The 20703-nt window shown below is 39.1% G+C and carries 13 protein-coding genes; 5 read left to right on the forward strand and 8 right to left on the reverse strand.

Features of this window, described 5'->3' with window-relative positions; translation table 11 throughout:
* Positions 1-50 precede the first annotated feature (50 nt).
* From R2R28_RS23830 to R2R28_RS23850, 5 genes are all read left to right on the forward strand, one after another.
* Positions 51-770, forward strand: a complete 720-nt coding sequence (locus R2R28_RS23830) for a rhomboid family intramembrane serine protease (protein ID WP_316828160.1) — start codon at positions 51-53, stop codon at positions 768-770.
* The gene (locus R2R28_RS23835) at positions 763-1617 is read left to right on the forward strand and encodes a rhomboid family intramembrane serine protease (RefSeq protein ID WP_316828161.1); all 855 of its coding nucleotides are present in this window, start codon (positions 763-765) and stop codon (positions 1615-1617) included. The genes R2R28_RS23830 and R2R28_RS23835 overlap by 8 nt, the downstream gene beginning before the upstream one ends.
* The gene (locus tag R2R28_RS23840) at positions 1617-2729 is read left to right on the forward strand and encodes an endonuclease/exonuclease/phosphatase family protein (protein ID WP_316828162.1); all 1113 of its coding nucleotides are present in this window, start codon (positions 1617-1619) and stop codon (positions 2727-2729) included. Before R2R28_RS23835 ends, R2R28_RS23840 begins: the two co-directional genes overlap by 1 nt.
* Before the next feature lie 604 nt (positions 2730-3333).
* Positions 3334-3966 (forward strand): nitroreductase family protein, encoded by a 633-nt coding sequence (locus R2R28_RS23845; protein ID WP_316828163.1) that lies wholly within the window; start codon positions 3334-3336, stop codon positions 3964-3966.
* A gap of 372 nt (positions 3967-4338) precedes the next feature.
* On the forward strand, positions 4339-7065 hold the full coding sequence (locus R2R28_RS23850; protein ID WP_316828164.1) for a carboxypeptidase regulatory-like domain-containing protein: 2727 nt from the start codon (positions 4339-4341) through the stop codon (positions 7063-7065).
* Between the two features lie 96 nt (positions 7066-7161).
* Here R2R28_RS23850 and R2R28_RS23855 read toward each other — a convergent pair whose 3' ends face one another.
* The 8 genes from R2R28_RS23855 to R2R28_RS23890 form a co-directional block, all read right to left on the reverse strand.
* On the reverse strand, positions 7162-8121 hold the full coding sequence (locus R2R28_RS23855; protein WP_316828165.1) for a D-glycerate dehydrogenase: 960 nt from the start codon (positions 8119-8121) through the stop codon (positions 7162-7164).
* Positions 8122-8180: 59 nt separating this feature from the next.
* Positions 8181-8990, reverse strand: a complete 810-nt coding sequence (locus R2R28_RS23860) for a DUF4249 domain-containing protein (protein WP_316828166.1) — start codon at positions 8988-8990, stop codon at positions 8181-8183.
* 4 nt (positions 8991-8994) lie between these two features.
* A complete protein-coding gene (locus R2R28_RS23865; protein ID WP_316828167.1) occupies positions 8995-11319 on the reverse strand; it encodes a TonB-dependent receptor in 2325 nt (774 codons plus the stop codon).
* A 97-nt stretch (positions 11320-11416) separates the two neighbouring features.
* Complete coding sequence (locus tag R2R28_RS23870; RefSeq protein WP_316828168.1) at positions 11417-12613, reverse strand: hypothetical protein; 1197 nt, start codon at positions 12611-12613, stop codon at positions 11417-11419.
* Between the two features lie 19 nt (positions 12614-12632).
* On the reverse strand, positions 12633-14384 hold the full coding sequence (locus tag R2R28_RS23875; RefSeq protein WP_316828169.1) for a cellulase family glycosylhydrolase: 1752 nt from the start codon (positions 14382-14384) through the stop codon (positions 12633-12635).
* A gap of 25 nt (positions 14385-14409) precedes the next feature.
* On the reverse strand, positions 14410-15816 hold the full coding sequence (locus tag R2R28_RS23880; protein ID WP_316828170.1) for a glycoside hydrolase family 30 protein: 1407 nt from the start codon (positions 15814-15816) through the stop codon (positions 14410-14412).
* A gap of 96 nt (positions 15817-15912) precedes the next feature.
* On the reverse strand, positions 15913-17445 hold the full coding sequence (locus tag R2R28_RS23885; RefSeq protein WP_316828171.1) for a RagB/SusD family nutrient uptake outer membrane protein: 1533 nt from the start codon (positions 17443-17445) through the stop codon (positions 15913-15915).
* Between the two features lie 13 nt (positions 17446-17458).
* Positions 17459-20647, reverse strand: a complete 3189-nt coding sequence (locus tag R2R28_RS23890; protein WP_316828172.1) for a TonB-dependent receptor — start codon at positions 20645-20647, stop codon at positions 17459-17461.
* Positions 20648-20703 lie beyond the last annotated feature (56 nt).

Raw genomic sequence — 20703 nt, forward strand, 5'->3', positions numbered from 1 at the left:
CTTTAGTCCAGAGTTGGAGGTTTGGAGACAATTAACCATATTAAAATTAAATGAATAACATACATATTCCACCAGTAGTAAAAAACCTGCTGATTATTAACATTTTATTTTTCGCAGCTACTTACTTGTTAACCAGCTTTCATCTTGATGATATCCTGGCGGTATATTACTTCGATTCGCCGAAATTCGAAATATGGCAGCCTATAAGTTATATGTTTATGCATGGCAACTTAGCGCACATTTTTTTCAACATGTTTGCGCTTTATTCGTTCGGAAGTATTTTAGAATCGCGTTGGGGTGGTAAAAAATTTATTATCTTTTATTTTATAACAGGCCTGGGCGCCCTATTTTTACAATGGGCAGTACAAGCTTTTGAGGTTCATCAAATTTTAGGAACTTTTACCGCACAAAATAAGTTAAACCTAAGTGATTTATACAATGCTACCGAGGCTTCGCCAGCTAAAATTAAAACCTTATTTGGAATATATTTTGGCGGCATGTTAGGCGCATCTGGTGCCATTTTTGGTTTATTGGTTGCTTTTGGCATGCTGTACCCAAATGCCGAATTAATGATCATGTTTATTCCTGTTCCGGTAAAAGCAAAATATATTATACCCTTTTATATTTTGGTAGAGTTATCTTTGGGTGTTGCCCAGTTCGAAGGCGATTCGGTAGCCCATTATGCCCACCTCGGTGGTGCTTTAATCGGCTTTATACTGGTTAAATTATGGAAAGATAAAAAAGATACATTTTATACGCTTTATGAATAACACTTTCAAAGATTTAAAATACAAGGTTTTTCAATCTGGCAACCCAATATTTTTTTACATTGGCATTAATGTGATGTTGTTTCTCATCATCGCCATTGTTGGTCTGTTTAGTAAACTAGGCGGCCATGGTGATGTTATTAGTTTTTTCGTAAGCGATTATTTAGGTTTACCGGCAAACATTTCTAAATTACCGGAACGCTTTTATACGGCATTTACCTACATGTTTATTCATGACGGGATTCTTCATATCCTGTTTAATATGCTGGGATTGTTCTGGTTTGGAAATATTTTCATGAATTTCTTAAAAAGCAGGCAGTTTCATTTTGTATACCTGGCCGGTGGTTTATTTGGCGGTTTATTTGCTGTTGCTATTTTAAACATATTTCCCTTATATGCCGGTGGTTTAACAAACGTAACCATTGTTGGTGCATCTGCCGCAGTAATGGCGATCATTTTTGCTGCTGCAACACTGGTACCTAATTACACCATTATGCTTTTCATATTTGGTGAGGTTAAAATCAAATGGATCGCGATTGTTTATTTCGTTCTCGATTTTTTGGCCATTGGTTCGGTAAATGCCGGGGGTAGTTTAGCCCACATCGGTGGGGGCTTACTAGGTTTCGTTTTTATTAAACGCCTGCAAAGTGGAAACGACTGGAGTAAAATCTTTCAGCGTAAACCTAAATTAAAGGTAGTACGAAACGAAAAACCAGTTAAAAAGCCCGAATTTAAAGGTGGTGTTTCTCAACAGGAAATAGATGCCATTTTAGATAAAATATCCACTTCGGGATACGATAAATTAACCGCTGTAGAAAAAGAAAAACTATTTAAGGCAAGTAAAGATTAATGGCCACAAAAAAGAAGAAGTACAGTTTTCTGGATAAACTCCTCCTGCCCATTGCCCTTGGTATGGCCATTGCTTTGCTGTTGGGCGTACTTGCGGGTAATATGGATCCACGTAAACATGCGCTTATTGCCTTTTTTGGTCTTGCCTACCCTTTTGTTTTATTTGGTAATATTATTTTCCTGATTTGGTGGTTTTTAAGCAAAAAATGGATTTTCGCCATTGCTACCGTTTTTGTTATTGCCATTGGAAGTAAAACGCTAAAGGCAACTTTTGCCATCGGCGGTAATGAAGGTGGTACTGAGAAAGCTGATAACAGCATTAGGATGATGACATATAACGTGCATAGTTTTAAACTTTATGGCGAAAACAATACCGAATCGGTAAAGGAAAAAATGCTGCAGGTGGTAAAAGACCAAAATCCCGATATCATCTGCTTTCAGGAATTTTTTACCCGTTACAAAGGTGCGTTCGATACCGTTGATAGTTTAAAAGCGTTATTGAATACCAAATATTACTATTTCGTTCCAACCAATAAAAACGACTACGAAGCCACCGGATTAGCTATATTTTCTAAATTTCCGATTAAAAATTCTGGTAAAATTCCTTTTATTACAGGTTACCCTGGCAACATGAGCATTTATGTAGATTTAAACATTAAGGGGAAAACCTTAAGGATTTACAATGTACATTTTCAGTCTATTTCGTTTGAAAAACAGGATTACGAATACCTGGATAAGGTGAAGGAAATGAATACTGAATTAAAGCCTTCTAAACGTATTTTAAGCATGTTGAAAAGTGCTTTTTTGAAACGCAGCGGTCAGGTTGATATTATGAAAAAGGAAATGGCTACCTGTAAAACGCCTTACTTAATAGCCGGCGATTTTAATGATACACCTGCCTCTTATGTGGTTACCCAAATTACTGAAGGTTTAAATAACAGCTTTATTAAAAAGGGGAACGGCTTTGGCAAAACCTATAACGGCAAATTCCCTAATTTCCAGATTGATTACATTGCTACTTCCAAAGAGTTAGAGGTTTTGAACTACAAAATTACGCAGGCCAAATTATCAGATCATTTTCCGGTGCGAAGCGATTTAAGGTTTGTACCATAATTTCTTTAATAAACTTGTTCCAAATTGGCCAATCCATTTGTTTGGAGCGCAAAGCTTGTACAAAACGCTAAATTTCTTCCCGTTTTACGCTTCGCTCCTCGTACCTCGTTGTTGCAGGGTAACGCTTCAACCGGGGCTAGATGGCCACATTAGTATTTCATTTGCGAGGCTGCAGAAACTTTTGTTTATAAACCCGACAGTAGCGGCAGTTCCCGATTCTTCATCGGGACTATAGCGAATGGCGGGACTACAAACTGCCAAGAACCATAACCCGCTCATTTCCTAATTAAAAACTATCAATTTCATTTAGAGCGCAAAGCTTGTACAAAACACTAAATTTCTTCCCGTTTTACGCTTTTACGCTTCGATCCTCGTACCTCGTTGCTGCAGGGTAACGCTTCAACCGGGGCTAGATGGCCACATTAGTATTTCATTTGCGAGGCTGCAGACTGCAAAAACCTTTGTTTATAAATCCGATTGTAATGCAAAGTCCGCAATGACGATCAAATTACTAGTAATTATTTTTTCTTACCATACATCAACATAAGGTTTGCAGCTTATCTGCATCTTTGCCTTATAAAATTTAAAAAAAATCTCCAAAAATATGAGCTTAATAGATGCCCTAAACTGGCGTTATGCCGTTAAAAAAATGAACGGTAAGCCTGTTGAACAAGAAAAAGTTGATAAAATTATTGCTGCTGCGCATTTAGCACCAACTTCATCGGGTTTACAGCCTTTTAAAGTAATTGTGGTAACCAACCAGGAGTTAAAAGAGAAAATTGCACCTATTGCTTTTAATCAATCGCAGGTAATCGACTCTTCTCACTTATTAATTTTTGCTGCAAACGAAAACTATTCTGAAGAAGGAATCGACGCTGTTTTTAACAGAATGAACGCTGAGCGTGGCTTACCTGCTGATGCTACTGATGCTTACAAAGCACAGTTAAAAGGCATGATCTTATCGAGAACTGCAGATGAAAACTTTAACCATGCTGCACGTCAGGCTTATATTGGTTTTGGTATTGCCATTGCAGAAGCCGCTTTGTTAAAGGTAGATGCTACCCCGATGGAAGGCTTTAACGGTCCGGCTTTAGATGAACTTTTAGGTTTAGATAAAAAAGGTTTAAAAAGTGTAACCTTATTACCATTAGGAAATAGAGACGAGGCGGGAGATTGGTTGGTAAACCTTAAAAAAGTACGTTCACCTAAAGAGGAGTTCTTAATCGAATTTAAATAACAGGCAAACACCATTATATTCAAAACGGGCCGCTATTTGCGGCTTGTTTTGTTTATTTTAATTCGTCATTGCGAACTGAAGCGTTGCTTGTGGGCTGGAGTGAAGCAATCTTTTACATATGGGCTTTCTCTATAAAAAAGATTGCTTCGTCGGCTGAAAAAGCCTCCTCGCAATGACGACTTAGGGGAGTTTGCCAACAGTTAAAGAATTAAGCAGTTACCCAATAAAACAGTCAAATGATTCGATCCTGAAACAAGTTCAGGATGACGATGTACAGAGTTTTTTTGTAAAAAAATGTTAAACATCATCACAATTTATGCGCTCTCTTTATAATTGGATATATTTACGGGCTTAGCATTTAATAACCAATCCATGAAGATTTTTAGACTATCTTTTATTATACTTTCTCTTTTATCAGCGCTCAGTTTCTCTTCGTCGGCCCAAACCGATACGATAAGTATAAACTCCATCATTACCAAAACCAACAAGATTTTAACCGATTACCCGGCAGAAAAAATTTACCTTCATTTCGATAAACCTTATTATGCCGTTGCCGATACCGTTTGGTTTAAGGCTTACGTTACCGAAAATCAGAATTTCTTATCGGGCATCAGCAAAATTATTTATGTTGATGTAATTAACCAGAACGATTCGCTCATTCAAACCTTAAAACTACCCATTGCTGGTGGTTTTGCTTATGGCAATTTCCCTTTAGATCAGGTAAATTATAAACAGGGTAATTATCACATCAGGGCTTATACGTTATGGATGCTCAATAATGAAGATCCTGCATATTTTAACAAAACATTTTATGTGGGCGAAGCGATAGACAAAGAAGTAAAAACCCACATCACCTATAAAAATACATCGACAGATAAATTGGAGAAAATTGATGCCAGGGTACAGTTTAAAGATGCCAGCAATAAACCTTATGCCAATAAAAATGTAAGCTGGCAGGTGGTTACCAGTTATACCGTAATTGCCAAAGGCAGGGGTACAACTGATGCCAATGGTTATTTAACCATCGCCATGAGCAATGCACAAAAAGCAGAATATCAATTGCAAAAAGGCCAGCTGATTACCAGTATCAACACCACCGATAAAGATTTAGCTACCAATACCTTTTCGTTAAAAAATGCCATTTTAAGCAAAGATTTTCAGTTTTTTCCTGAAGGTGGGAGTTTAATTGCCGGTTTAACCAATAAAGTTGCCTTTAAAGCCATTAAAAGCGACGGTTTGGGCATTAGTTCAAAAGGTACTGTTACCGATAGCGATGGCAAAACCGTAGCTACCTTTACCGCTCAGCATTTGGGCATGGGTAGTTTTAACTTAGCTGCAGAAACCGGCAAAACCTACAAAGCCACAGTTACTTATGCTGATGGCACTACCCAGAATTACAATTTACCTGCAGTTGCCGCAAATGGCGTAACCGTTAGTATCGATAACAGTAATGCAGACCAGGTGGCGATAAAAATCTCTGCCAATGATGCTTTTTTTGAGCAGAATCAGGGTAAAAAACTTTATTTAATTGCACAGAGCAAAGGTGTTATTTGTTATGGCGCACAAACTGCATTATCCAACAAAGAGTACAATACTACGGTGCTTAAATCTAAATTTCCTAACGGAATTGCCCAGTTTACCTTGTTTAATGAATTTGGTAAACCTTTAAGCGAAAGACTGGTTTTTGTTCAGCAAAAAAACACCATGGTCGTAAATTTAACTACAGCTGCCCCGGCTTATGGCGTTAAGAAAAAAGTAAAAATAAACGTGGCTGCCAAAAAAGATGGCGCCCCTGTTGAAGGTAGTTTCTCCGTTGCGGTTGTTGATGAAACTAAAGTCCCATCAAACGAAGATGCCACCAGCACCATTTTAACAGGTCTTTTATTAAGCAGCGATGTTAAAGGTTATATCGAAAAGGCAAATTATTACTTCAATGTGCCAGATGCAAAGAAAAATGCCGATTTAGATGTATTATTACTTACCCAAGGCTACCGCAGCTTTAAATACAGCGATATTATTGCCAATAAATTACCAAAAATTGATTTCTTACCAGAACAAGGCATCGAAATTTCGGGCATTTTACGTCAGAACAATGGTATTCCGGTTAGAAAAGGTGCTTTATTATTGAACATTCGTGATAAACGCTTTAATTTGGAAGGCACTACCGATCCGGTTGGAAACTTTAAATTCTCGAACCTGGTATTCAACGATTCATCAAAAGTTACCGTTACAGCCAAGTACAATGTAAACTATAAAAACATGACCTTGAGCTTAAATGGAGCACCAGTTCCTTCTTTAACCAGAAACTTTAGCGCCGCAGAAGAGGTTTTAAATATCGATAGCGCTTTAACCAGTTACCTGGATAATAGTAAAAGGCAATATGCTTACCTACACACCTTAAAAGATGTAACCATTAAAGCTGCTGTGGTTCCTAAAGTGAGCCACAAAGATTACCCGGCATTAACCGGACTTAGCCAAATGGCCGATCATGAAGTTAGTGGCGATCGATTAAAGGGTTGTGGTTTATTGATTAACTGTTTACAAGGCATGTTGGCCGGGGTTACTTTTGTGGATAATAACTTCTACGTGAGCAGGGATTATAACCAGGGCAAAAAGATCCCGATGGGTATTTTTATTAATGGAATGAACGTTGATGTAAACCAGATTAATACATTGGATGCCAATCAGATTGAATCGGTTGAGGTTTTCTTAAGAGACGAATTAGGTCTGGTAAACCGTGCAAATAATATAAACGGCGTAATTGTGTTTAACCAGAAAAAAGCACCTAAAGGCACCAAAATTTCGAAGGCCCAGTTAATGGATATGCTGCCTAAATATTACGAACTTACTTTCTCGCCACAGGGTTATAACAAAGAGAAACAGTTCTATTCGCCTAAATACGATGTACCTGCAAACATGAACCGTAATGATTTAAGAACAACCATTTACTGGAATCCTAAAGTAGTAACGGATGCTACAGGTAATGCCTCTTTCGAATATTACAATGCAGATGGTAAAGGCCAGTATAAAGTAATTATTGAAGGTATTGATGCAAACGGAAATTTAGGACGATCGGTGTTGAAGTACCAGGTTAAGTAAGACGGCAGATGGCCTAAATGGAAAATGTAAGAGGTAAAATGGATGATGGAATTGACTTTTCGACCCTCATCCATCTCACATCTTACATCTCACATCTCACATCACCTCAAAAGGTAGCTTCTCCCCATTCAGTCCTGCTACAATATTCTTTACGATAATCTGCGCCATGGCAGCGCGGGTTTCTTCGGTAGCAGAGCCAATATGAGGTAAAACAGCTACATTTTCCATTGATAACAAAGGGTTGTCTTTATCCATCGGTTCGGGATTGGTAACATCTAAACCTGCACCCCAGATCAGTTTTTCCTCTAAAGCCTTAATCAGGTCTTTTTCATTGTGAATGCCGCCTCTTGCGGTATTAATAAAAATCGAATTGGGTTTCATCTGTTTAAACACTTCGATGGTAAATTTATCTTTCGTTTCGGGTGTGAGTGCGGTATGCACAGAAAGTACATCACTCTGGATCAAAAGTTCTTCGAAGGATACATATCTGGCGCCAATTTCTTTTTCAGCTTCCTCGTTACGCGATCGGTTATGGTAAATTACCGACATACCGTAGGCTCCTCTACATTTTTTGGCCATCTCCAACCCAATTTTCCCTAAACCGAAAACACCAAGGGTTTTGCCCTGTATTTCGATGCCTAGTTCGGGTGTTGGTTCGTAGTTTTTCCATTCGCCCTTAATGATCTTTTTGTGCGAATAAAAGGCTTTTCGCGATACGGCAAGCATCAATAAAAAAGCAGTATCGGCAGTTGCAGCACTTAAAACACCGGGGGTATTACCAATCGGAATGTTTAATTTTTTTGCGGTGGCAACATCAACATTATCGTAACCTACCGAGTGTAGCGCAACCACTTTTAAATGGCTACAGGCTTTCAGAAATTCGGCGTTAATTTTATTCGGACCAACACTAACTAACCCATCCTGATCCTGGCAAGCCTTAATCAGTTCTTCGGGCGTAATCTGCCTGTTTTCTTTCCACTGGCTAACCGAAATATTATTTTCCTTCAGTTCTTTTAACCCAACCGGAGCAATGTTGCCACTTATAAATACTTTCATCTTTTATTAACAGTACACCTTCAATGGTGTTTTAAAACTTCTCAATTAGCCCTAAAATGTTATTTAACCGTTGCAGATAATACCTGGTAAGTATTGGCACTAAAATAACCCAGGGCCTGATTGGAAATATTGGATGTTGGATTGGCCGGCGTGGTACCCTGGTTTGGCCCACGGTTAGATTGCTGACTTAAAGCATACCAATAATCGAAAATATTAGAATCAATGCATTCCATTTCTATTTTAATCTTATCGTTAGAGTTTAGTTCGTCGCTGTCGTGGTCGTTAGTAGGGGGCTTAAAAAACAACTGGATCCTCAAATCGTTACCATTTGTTAAACGATCGTTATTTACATAAAAACGCTCCGATAAAACATCATTTACATATAGGTTAAAATGGTAAAAATTGGTTTCGTTTACCGGATCTTTTAAAAATACAGCGGCGGTTTTACGCTCCCTGCCAAAGAAAAAGTTTTTTATCACGCCTATTGAATCTATTTTAACCACATTAGGCATTTTCGAACTGGCTGTATAAGTTTGTCCTTCGGCGGTAACGTTTAAATTATAGGTAACACCGGGTACACCTTTCATTTTGTTAGTATACGTTCCGGGTATTGTACTTTCTTTAAAAACATAACTATTGCCCCTGCTATCGGTTACCGTTACACTTGCGCCCGAAACCTTCGGAAAAACATTGGCTTCTGTATAACCAATGGTTTTACTAATCTTAATCTGCTGATCAATCAATTGATCATTAATTTTTCCTTCAATTACAATCTGTGGATCTGCATTTTCGGTATCTATCGAAATAATTTTCTTGCACCCGGTTAAACAAAAAGTGAGCAGCGAAAGGTATATAATGAGTTTTTTCATGGCTTTAAAATTTAAAGTTCCAGGTAATTGATGGGATAAGGCCAAACAAAGAGGTTTGTTGAGCCGCTGTTTTAGTAGGGTCGTTCGGATCGGTGATAAATTCAATGGAATAAGGATTTTTCCTTCCCAGTAAATTATACACCCCAAAATTCCAGCTCGATTGATATTTCTTTCCAGGTTTACCTTCTAATGTGGCACTTACATCCAATCGCATACTGTAAGGCATACGGCCAGCATTTCTTTGTGTATAGTAATACGCCATTTGTCCGCCAATGCTATATTTCCCTGCCGGATAAGTTACCGCGTTACCGGTACTGTAAATAAAACTCGAGGAGAATGTCCACCGCTTTGTCATGTTGTAAATACCTACTACTGAAATATCATGTGTACGATCCTGCCTCGCCGGAAAATACTTGCCATCATTAAGTTCTGTAAATTTGCGTTCAGTACGCGATAAGGTATAACCCACCCAACCATTCAGTTTGCCAAATTTTTTCTTAAAAAACAGTTCCAGTCCGTAAGCCCTGCCTACTCCATATAACAATTCAGATTCTACATTGGAGTTGGCCAGCAGTTCTGCCGCATTTTTATAATCGATCTGGTTCTGCAACCATTTGTAATAAATTTCTCCCGAGAGTTCATAATTATTATCCTCAATGTTTTTAAAATACCCCAGCGCTACCTGATCAGCAATTTCGGGTTTAATGTTATTGCTGCTCAATACGTATTGATCGGTAGGCGAGCTTGAAGTAGCATTAGTTAAAATGTGTACGTTTTGAGTATTGCGGTTATAGGAAGCTTTGATCGAATTTTGTTCGTTAAAAAGATAACTAACCGAGAAACGAGGCTCCAGGTTGAAATAGTTTTTATAAAATTTCCCTTTGGCTACATTCGCTGTCGAAGCAATATCGCCATTGGCATCGTAAGTGCTAAAATTGCCCGGCCCCATCAAAGAAAAAGCCGCCAGGCGTACACCATATAAAAAGTTTAAATGCTCATTAACAGCCCATTCATCAGAAATATAAGCAGCTGATTCAATCCCGTAACGCCTTTCCTGTGAAAGTGAATTTACCTGCGATGCCTCATCGCTATCAATATCGATCGGAGAAATGCGGTGCTGTGTAGCGTTTACTCCAAACCTAAGAATGTGTTTATTGCTAAAATACTGAAAATCTTCTTTAAAGTTAAAATCGCGCACTAACGAAGTGGCTTTAAAATTTGTGGCATCGTTTAACAGGCGTACCGTATAATTATAGTTATTGTAAATTAATGAAGTATTCGAAAACAAACGGTCGCTAAAAATATGGTTTAAACGGATGGTAGTGGTTACATTACCCCAGTTATTCTCAAACAGGTCTTTAACACCAATATTATCTTTACCAAAATAACCAGAAATATAAATGGTATTCCGGTCGTTGATTTTATAATTTGCTTTTGCGTTAATATCATAAAAGTTCAGGGTACTGCCATTTACCGTCGAATCTGGCGAAGAGCGCAGGAACAGATCAATGTACGTTCTCCTGAAACTCACCATAAATGATCCACGATCCTTTACAATTGGTCCCTCTGCTTTTAAGCGCGAAGCAATTAAGCCAATTCCTCCCTGAAACTTAAATTCCTTATTATTCCCGTCATCCATTTTCACATCCAGAACAGATGATAAGCGACCGCCATATTGCGCTGGCATACCACCTTTGTATAAACTTACATCCTTTATTGCATCGGCATTAAAAGTAGAGAAAAAGCCGAGTAAGTGTGATGAATTATATACCACAGCCTCATCAAGAATGATCAGGTTCTGATCGGCAGCACCACCACGCACATAAAACCCGGTATTTCCTTCCCCCCCCGATTTTACGCCTGGCAACAACTGGATCGTTTTTAAAATATCCTTTTCGCCCAGTAACACCGGAATGGAATTAAGCAATTTCATATCAATCTTCTCCAGCCCCATTTGTGCGCTTTTAACGTTTTCGTTTTTGCGGTTATTGGCATTTACCGTTACCTCGGCCAGATCGTTCGCACTCCTTAATTCCTCGTTTAACTTGGTATCTTTTGTTAAGCTGATGGTTTTAACTACTGATGCATACCCTGTATAACTCACCGTTACGGTATAGGTTCCTTCGGGTTGTGTAAGCGCGAAATAGCCGTAATTATTGGTAAGCGTTGCAGCAGCAGAGGAGCCAGAAATCTTTACAGTAGCACCAATCAAAGTTTCGCCGGTGCTGGCATCACGGATGGTACCACTAAGGTTAAATTTATTCTGTGCAAAAAGGGCTGTACCGGAAAAAAGAAAGAGAAATAAAGCTAAGTAGTGTTTTATGAGCATATCGGCTACTAAATAATTTTAGGATGTAACCAAATGTACGAAATCCAAGTTCTTTTTATGAAAGATGGAGAATTTGTTAATACAAGTTTGGGTTTTATTACTTATTAACGGGATAAATGGCAATATGGTGTGAGCGCAACATATAAGCACTTAAATCATTTTTACCCGCCTGCTGAAAAGTGATCATTTTCGAAGATTCTTTGGGCATATGGCAATCGATACAATTGGTGGTAAGTAATCCTTTAGCCAAAGTTGCTTTGCTGTGTTTTGTGGTTTGATGACAACTGATACAGCGCTGCGAATAGATGGTTAAATTGCCTTTAATATTTTCATGTGTGTTGTGGCACGATTGGCAGGTCATGGTTTCACTTTTCCGGTAACAGTTGCTCCCTGTTAACATGGTGGTTTGGTTACCATGCACATCAGGATTACCGCCTCCAAAACCTACAAAATCGCGCTGATAGTATTCATCCAGGTTATCGCCGGGTTTAAAGCCAAATACCGATTTCTGTGAAAGCAGGGTATTGCCAGAGTGACAAACGCCACAAGCATCCATCTTTTGCTTACGCGAAAGTGTTTTATAAACCGCAATAAATTTTGCTTTTTTTTCTTTAGGATTTTCCATGTGAAAAACCACATGCTGTTTGCCCGGACCATGGCAGCGTTCGCAATCGATACCGTAAATTAACGAACCGCGTTCCATTTCTTCATCCACCACAAAGGCCGATTTTTGGGTCAGTTTTTTTTCTACATAAGAACCATGGCACTCCAGGCAGCGGCTTGTAATGCCCCGATCATAATAAAAGGTATTACGTGGAAAACCGGGACTGATGGCCCAGTTCCGGATGCCGGAGAAATATGACAATGGAAGTTCGTATAACTTTTTCCCTTGCCAATAGGCATAAGTATAAGCTTTTTCGCCTGAACCAAACTGGATGTCGAACTTTTGAGCACGCACCGCTTTACCATCGAGGTAAGCTACCTGAAAAATCCCGCTATCTCTTTTTTCGACGGTTACCTTTTGATGGGCATCAAAAAGGAAATTGTTCGAGTCAGCGGCAAAAATCTTTAACAAAGCTGCATCTGCCACAGGTTTAGAAGTTAAGCCGTGCGGACTGTGGGCATAACTTTGAGATAAATCTTTATGGCATTTTATACAAGTGGCAGCTCCGGTATAAGCTTCGCCCCTGATATCTTTTGGTAACTCACCGGCAACGTTCATACATCTTGAAAGAATGACGATAACAATAACCATTGCCCCCAAAATAAACAGGATTCGTTTTGTGCCTTTCAAGATGTATGTTTTGATTAGATTATTTTACGAACTGAATATAACTAAAATTATAACCTCCTGTAGTGCTGGATAATTTAATTTTTTGTTTGCCTGCCTTTAAAGTTATGTTTTTGATTTCAAAAGTGGCAAATTTCTTTACATCCCCTGTGTTCGGTACTGCAACATCCTTTGCTACCGCTTTACCATCAATCAAAACTGAAATTTTGCCGTTAGCATGATCTGCAGCAACATTTAATTTTAACGTATAAGTACCTTTTTGAGCAACATTTACAGTGTATTGTAACCACTCGCCGTTTTCGATATGGTTTACATAATACTTTTCGTATTGGGTAGAATCTTTTGCAATATCAACGCCATCGTTACGGTAAATCCGCCCAAGGTTTCCGGCACTTCTTTTTCCGGTCGAAACATGGTAATCGGCAGTATCGGTATCAAAATAAGCAAATCCGTTTTTACCCAGATCGTAATCTACAGCATAAACAATACTTTTATCCTTAATTAAATTGGTTTTAAAAGGTTTGGTTTCATTGCTAAATGGCTGGCGGATCATCGCATCGATTACATCACGGTGGATAATCGTGTTTTCGAGTTTCGAATAAATAGCCAGCTCCATTAAACCGCTGTACACATTGCTGTCTTTTGGTTTATTGCCTCCATTGTTCATGTAGCGCACCAAAGCATCGTAATTGGGGTTCGATTTAATTTCCATTGGGTTATTAGAACCGATTTTCTTTAATGGCCACCACGACCAGCCGATGTTGTTTTTCTCTAAAAGATGAATGGCATCAGTAAACCAAACGTTAGAGTTTTCACCCGTTTCGCCCAACCAAACAGGCACATTTTGCTCATCTCGGGCTTTAATAATGTGTGCAATTGAATTCTGATCGTTATAATTCCAATATTTATGGTAACTCAATACCATATTTTTATCCCAAAGGGGGAAAATACCATTGTAATTATTGCCCCAGCCATTGCCTTCGATAATGATGATGTGTTTTTGGTCAACCTCACGGATAGCTTTCGTAATTTCGACCATTAATTTTCTTAACGGTGCATTCGTTTTTTCTTTTGTTCCGTTTTTATCTTCGGTTGGGTTTTCGAAACCATAGTTTGGTTCGTTCAAAATGTCGTAAGCACCAATATAAGGTTCATTTTTATAACGTTCAGCCAGTTTTTTCCAAAGCGCAATTGTTTTTGCCTGGTTGGCTTCGTTATCCCACAGGTATGGTTTCGATGGATCACGGTCGGCAATGTTAACATCATTCCCTTGTCCACCGGGTGCAGCATGTAAATCCAAAATCAAATACATTTTATTCGCTTTACACCATGCCAATAAACTATCGGTTAAAGCGAAACCTTTTTCCAGCCAGGTATTTTGGCCGGCAACAGGTTCTTTATCAACCGGCAGGGTGTACAAATTGTAGTGCATAGGTAAACGGATGGAATTAAAACCCCAGCGTTTCATCGAATCGACATCAATTTTACGGGTATGGTTGGCTAACCAGGCATCATAAAACTCTTGGGTTTGCTTCGGTCCCATTAATTCCTCGATACGCTCACGGATCCGGTATTGCTGCGATTCTTTGTTAATTTTTAGCATGTAACCTTCCTGTAACATCCAGCCACCTAAGCCAATGCCACGAAGCAACACATTTTCGCCTTTTTCGTTGACGATCTTTTTGCCATCGGCCTTTAAAACCCCCTGACTAAAGCCAGTAAACGAAATGAGAGAGAGCAGAAAAATGTAAGAGATTGATTTTGTAAAAGTCATAAAAATAAGCTTTGGTTTTAGATCGTTACCAGATATAAGTAGCTACTGATCCTTTATCGAGCGCAGCAACAAGTGTTTTACCATTAATACTGATGTTAAATTCGGCAGCATTTTTGCCGCCGTTGGCCACAATTAAAACATGTTTTCCATCAGGTGTTTTAAATGCAACGTTTGGCAGGTCGGCCAAATCGTTTGAAGCAATACGCACCGAACCCGGGCGCACGAATTTAGAAGCATGTGCAATAGAAAAAAAGGCAAGGTTCCGGCTGTAGTTGTCTTTATCAATAGTTACTGCTCCCTGGCACATCGGGCAGCCTCCCCTATCGGTATAAGGTTTATTTTCAGGATCGGCAGCCAGGTTCCATTCGAGTACATTTTTGCTCCAGTTGCGGGTAGCACCAATAATTAATCGCTTAACGGGGTTTACAATATTAATACCGGCCGAGTTTGGCTGTTCTACCACCATCTGTTCGGAAAAGTAGATGTTTTTATCAGGGTGGGCATTGTGTACATCACTCAAGGCATCGATTTTACCACCGTAGAGGTGAAAAGCAGATCCATCGATATATTTTTTAGCCTGGGGATCATCTAAAATGGTGATCGGATAATCGGGCCTGTCGGCATTATGATCGTATATGATAATTTTGGTTTTGAGTTTAGCTTTTTCGAAAGCCGGCCCCAAAAATTTCTTTACAAAAAGTGCCTGATCTGGTGCAACCATCAGCAAACTAGGGTTATTACCCGGGTGTAAAGGCTCGTTCTGAACGGTAATCGCATCAATAGCGATACCCTGTTTCTGCATTTCCTGTACATAGCGTACCAGATACTTTGCATAAACTTCGTAGTATTCGGGTTTCAACATTCCTCCACGCGCATCGTAAGTGGTTTTCATCCATAAGGGAGGAGACCATGGCGAACCCATAATTTTTATTTTTGGGTTTATCGCAAGGATCTCCTTCATTACCGGAATCACATCCGTTTTATCGGGGCCCAAATCAAATTTTGCTTGTGTTAAATCGGTTTGTCCTTCGGGAAGGTCGTTATAAGAAAATACTTTTTCGTTTAAATCAGAAGCGCCAATGCTAAGGCGGATATAGCTTACGCCAATATTATTGCCATCGGTTGCAAACAATTCTTTTAATAATGTAGCCCTGGCCGGTGCCGACATTTTAACAATGTGCTGTGCACTGCCACCAGTTAAGGCATAACCAAATCCATCTATACTCTGGAAAGTTTCCTTTTCATTGATCGTAATGGTTGGTTGATTGTTTTTTACAGTTGAAAATTTTAAGCCTGTTGCCTGTCTGGTAAATAAAACAGTACGATCGGCTTTGGTTAACCAAACATCAGCCTGGTTTTGTGCAATGGCCTGAATTGATGCGCAGGTAAGCATACAGGCAGCTAAAAGTTGAAAGGTTTTTGTAGGTGGCATAGAAAAAATATGTTTCGGATTAAAAAAACAGGAAGAAAGGTTTAGCTTTCTCCCTGTTGACAATTAAACTTTAAGCGTATTTAGATGATGAGCATTTTATTTTGTTCCGCCCCACTCTTTATTCTGTTCGAGTTTGGTGTTATTCAATTCGCTTTGAGGAATTGGGAAAACTTCGTGACGGCCGGCAATAAAGCCTTTAGAAGCCAATGTTGCTGCAGCTTTGCCCCAACGCACCAAATCAGGGAAACGCTGACCTTCGCCTGCCAGTTCCAATCTTCTTTCTTTTTCAATATTAGCCTGGGTTACTGCCACTGGATTTAACCCTACCCTTGCCCTAACAGCATTTAATAATTGATAAGCCCTACTACCTGTACCAACAGCACCCGGAGTTGCATTCAATAATGCCTCAGCTTCCATTAAATAGGTATCAGCTAAACGAATCTCGTACTCATCAATACCGAAATTTAATTCTGGAATAGTTGCAGCCGCCTGGGTAGTTAAACCCATATATTTCGCAAAGAAATATCCGGTATTGTTGTAACCTGGATTGTAAGATGCGATATTATTAGTAGATAAGCTATCTAAATTTGCAACTGTAGCTGCATTTCTAGGATCGTAATGGATCAGATCAAAGAATGCTTTTGTAAATACTAAGAAACTGTAACCACTAAAATAATCAGGAGCGGTAGATACTTTTTTAGAATAACTTCTTGGACCAGTAGTAATTGACAATAAATTACCCTCACTATTACCAGCTGCAGACCAGTTTCCATTTGATTTATTACTGTGAACAAATTCGATAATTGATTCGGAGTTGAATTTATTAGCTGGTTTCCATAAATCACCAAAAACGGGATATAATTTATAACCATAAACAGAAGGAGATACACCAGGTGCTGTACCATTCACCACTGCAAACTGATCGGCAGCAGCCTGCCATTTTTTCTCGTACAATAATACTTTTCCTAACAATGCCTGTGCAGCACCTTTGGTTAATCGCCCGCCTTCTGTAGCTGCCGGAACCGTATTTGGTAAGTTAGGTATAGCATCGTTTAGGTCTTTTTCTACATAAGCATAAATAGAAGCCGGTGGCGCCTGCGTAATGGTATACAGGTCCTTAATATCAACTACGCCCTCAATTAATGGTACGTTTTTGAAAAAAGTAACCAAATCAAAATAAAAGGCAGCACGCATGGTCTTTGTTTCAGCAATATATCTTGCCTTCAAAGTGGCATCCATAGGAATTGCATCAATTTTTGACAACAACACATTTGCTCTAAATATGCCACTATATCCCCTGCTCCAAAGATAGCCGTGAGGGCCAGTGTTTGCATTGAGGCTATAATTTTGCATTACCTGCAAATCATTAATATCACCTGCACTACCACCGCCAGCCAACTGGTCATCACCGGCAACATCCATTACGGCCGATTTATCATACAAGCCTCCAGATTGGAATGCAAACCTATCGTAGATCGAAACCAAACCTGTAAAGGCGTCAGCCTGTGTTTTATAATAATTTTCTAGGGTAATACGTTCCTGGGGGTTAACCTCCAAATCCTTTTTGCAGGCACCCAACGCTACAGTTAATACAATTGCTGCACCGTATAAAAAATTCCTTTTCATCATGATTTAATTTCTATTAAAATCCAACATTTAATCCAAACAAAAATGCCCTTGCCTGTGGATATGCACCACGATCAATACCATACTGTGCACCACCACCCGCATCTGCAGTTACGCCCAGTTCAGGATCGTAGCCGGTGTATTTTGTAATAGTAAATAAGTTTTCAGCTAACACATACACTCTTAATCTCTTCATACCCCACTTACTAATCATATCTTTCGGTAAAGAGTAACCCAACTGCATGGTTCTTAACCTAAAAAAGTTGCCGCTTTCTAAATATAAATCTGTAAAATTTGAATAGTTTTTGTTTGGATCGCCATCCGCAATTCTAGGAAGTTTAGCCCCAGTATTGGTAGGTGTCCAAGCATCTAAATATTTAGTTTGGTAATTGGCATTGGTAATATCGAGCCTTCTTAGGCCTTGAAAAATTTTATTACCTCCAGAACCACTACCGAAAACAGTAAAGTCGAAGTTTTTGTAACCCAAGTTAATGGTAAGACCATAACTAACTGTTGGGTTGGGGTTACCTAAGTAAGTACGATCATCAGGGTTGATAAGGTTATCGTTAGTTAGATTTGCAAATTTTAGATCGCCTGGCTTTGCATTTGGTTGTAATTTGGTTACACCATCAGCACCTACATAACTATCTACTTCAGCCTGGCTTTGGAAAATTCCCAAGGTTTTATACCCAAAATATTGTTGATATGGCAAATTCAAGCCTGTTCTGGTGATACCTCCCAAATTCTGGAAAGTAGCACTATTATCTTCCTGAAATAAATTGCCCGGCAATAACTTGGTTGCTTTATTTTTATAGAAAGATATATTTCCATTAACCCCGAAATCTACCTGTCCTAATTTTTTTCTGTAACCCAATTCAATCTCTAAACCCTTGTTTTCTAAATCGGCAACGTTCTGCGCGAAACTTCCGTAACCTGCATAACCAGGAATTGGTGGATTTTGAAGGATACCAGTTGTTTTCTTCTTGTAGATATCAACAGTTAAGGTTAAGTTTTGGAACAAGGTTGCATCAATACCTATATCTGCTTGGCTGGTCTCTTCCCATTTCAGATCAGGGTTGGCTGGCGCACCGGGGCTATAGCCTACATATACTGTTTCATTTGTAGAACCGAATACATAGTTACGGTCTGCACCCGCACCTACGATTGGAATATAAGGAAAGTCGCCAATACCATCATTTCCGGTTACTCCATAACTCGCCCTTATTTTAAGGAAAGTAAGTACATCGTTTTTAGGGAAGAAATTCTCTAAAGTTGGTACCCAACCGATAGATCCCGATGGGAAATAACCGAATTTATTGTTTCCTCCGAACCTTGACGAACCATCACGTCTGATCAAAGCAGAAAACAGGTATTTCTCTCCGTAGTTATACTGGATCCTTGAAAATAATGAGTTGATTCTATGATCGGTACCATCACCTCCGGTACTATTCTGTCTGTCTATTGGCAACGAATTAAACCTAAAAGAGGCTTCATCAAAAGTTTTGGCAGGGATGTTATTATAAACAATTGTTGCTCTACGCTGGTTACCATCCTTATACTCTCCATGACCCAATAATATGGTAAAGTTATGCTTATCAATAACCTTATTATAAGAGATTGTATTCTCTAAATTCCAGTTAATTACATAAGTATTTTCCCTTGTTAAAGAAGATTGATTAATCGGGGTTGATGAGTTATAGTAAGCTATCGGATTAAAAGAATTAGCACCATAAAAAGCCATTTTTGTACCTAAAGATGAACGTACGTGTAAACCCGGAATCGGCTCAATATCTGCAAAAACATTACCTACAATATTATGATCATAACCGTAATTACCTAATCTATTCTGTATCTGGGCAAGTGGGTTTTTCATTTCCTGACCTACATAAGGAGAAATACCAAACAACTGACCATCAGAATTTCTTGTTGCAGCAATGTATTGAGGTGAGGTGGTTGATACAGGATAAAAATCAGTCTGACCTGTAGGGTTTGTAATAACGGCAGGAGTAACCGGATCTAAATTGATTGCAGAACTCAATATACCACCGAATTCGCGGTTAGTTTCTCCAATACCGCTGTTTACACCGTGGCTATAACCTAAGTTTTCTCCAAAAGTGATTTGTTTAATCGGTTTAAATGAAGTATTGATACGCACATTTGCCCTGTTAAATTTAGAAACAGGTGAAGCAACGATACCGGTAATATCTGTATAACCAAATGAGGTAAAATAAGATACTTTATCTGTTCCTCCAGACACACTAAACTCATGATTTTGTTTTGGTGCACTGTTATTAAAGATTAAATCTTGCCAGTCTGTACCTTCACCAAGAGATGATGGATCGCTAAATGGAAGTTTATATACTTTGCCTGGCCCTGGAATAAAACCTGCATCATAAGCCCGGTTACGCAATGTGGCGTATTGTGTAGCATTTAGCAGATCGAGTTTTTTAGCAGGTGCCTGTGTACCATAGTAACCGCTGTAATTAATGTTCAATGTACCTGCTTTACCTTTTTTGGTAGTTACCAAAATAACACCGGCAGCAGCACGCGTACCATAAATAGCTGCAGAAGCACCATCTTTTAATACCTCGATCGATTCGATATCATCCTGATTTAAGTAACCGATACCACCGGCATCAATTACCACACCATCGATTACCCAAAGCGGATCGTTTTTACTGTTACCGAAAGAAGTAAAACCCCTTAAACGTACAGTTGAACTCGAACCTGGCTGACCGGAAGTAGCCGCAATGGTTAAACCCGAAGTCCTACCCTGTAACGATTGCTCGATACGTACTACCGGTTGATTTTCGAGATCGGATGCTTTAACGCTCGAGATTGCTCCGGTTACCACACTTTTCTTTTGTGTACCATAACCTACCACAACCACTTCGGTTAAATCTTTCGAATCGGCTTTTAATGCAATGGTAATGCGACCGCCTGCTGGAACAGTTACGGTTTGGGTAGCCATACCAATTAAACTGATGGTTAATTTTCCACCTACCGGTGCCTGAATAACGAAAACACCATTGGCATCTGTTGATGCGGCTTTGGTTGTTCCATCAAGCTTTACTGTTGCGCCCGGTAAAGGATCACCATTTTGTTCTGTTACTTTTCCTGTAACGGGAATATCCTGTGCCAATAGGGCCATCGGAAATACCAGGAAACAGAACATGAAGAATACGAGTGTAAATCTTCCTCTCATAGAATTTAGTTTTAAGTTAATATTTGGTTAGTTAATGACCATGGGCTTTGGTGGCC

Source organism: Pedobacter miscanthi (assembly GCF_032678605.1).
GTDB lineage: Bacteria > Bacteroidota > Bacteroidia > Sphingobacteriales > Sphingobacteriaceae > Pedobacter > Pedobacter miscanthi_A.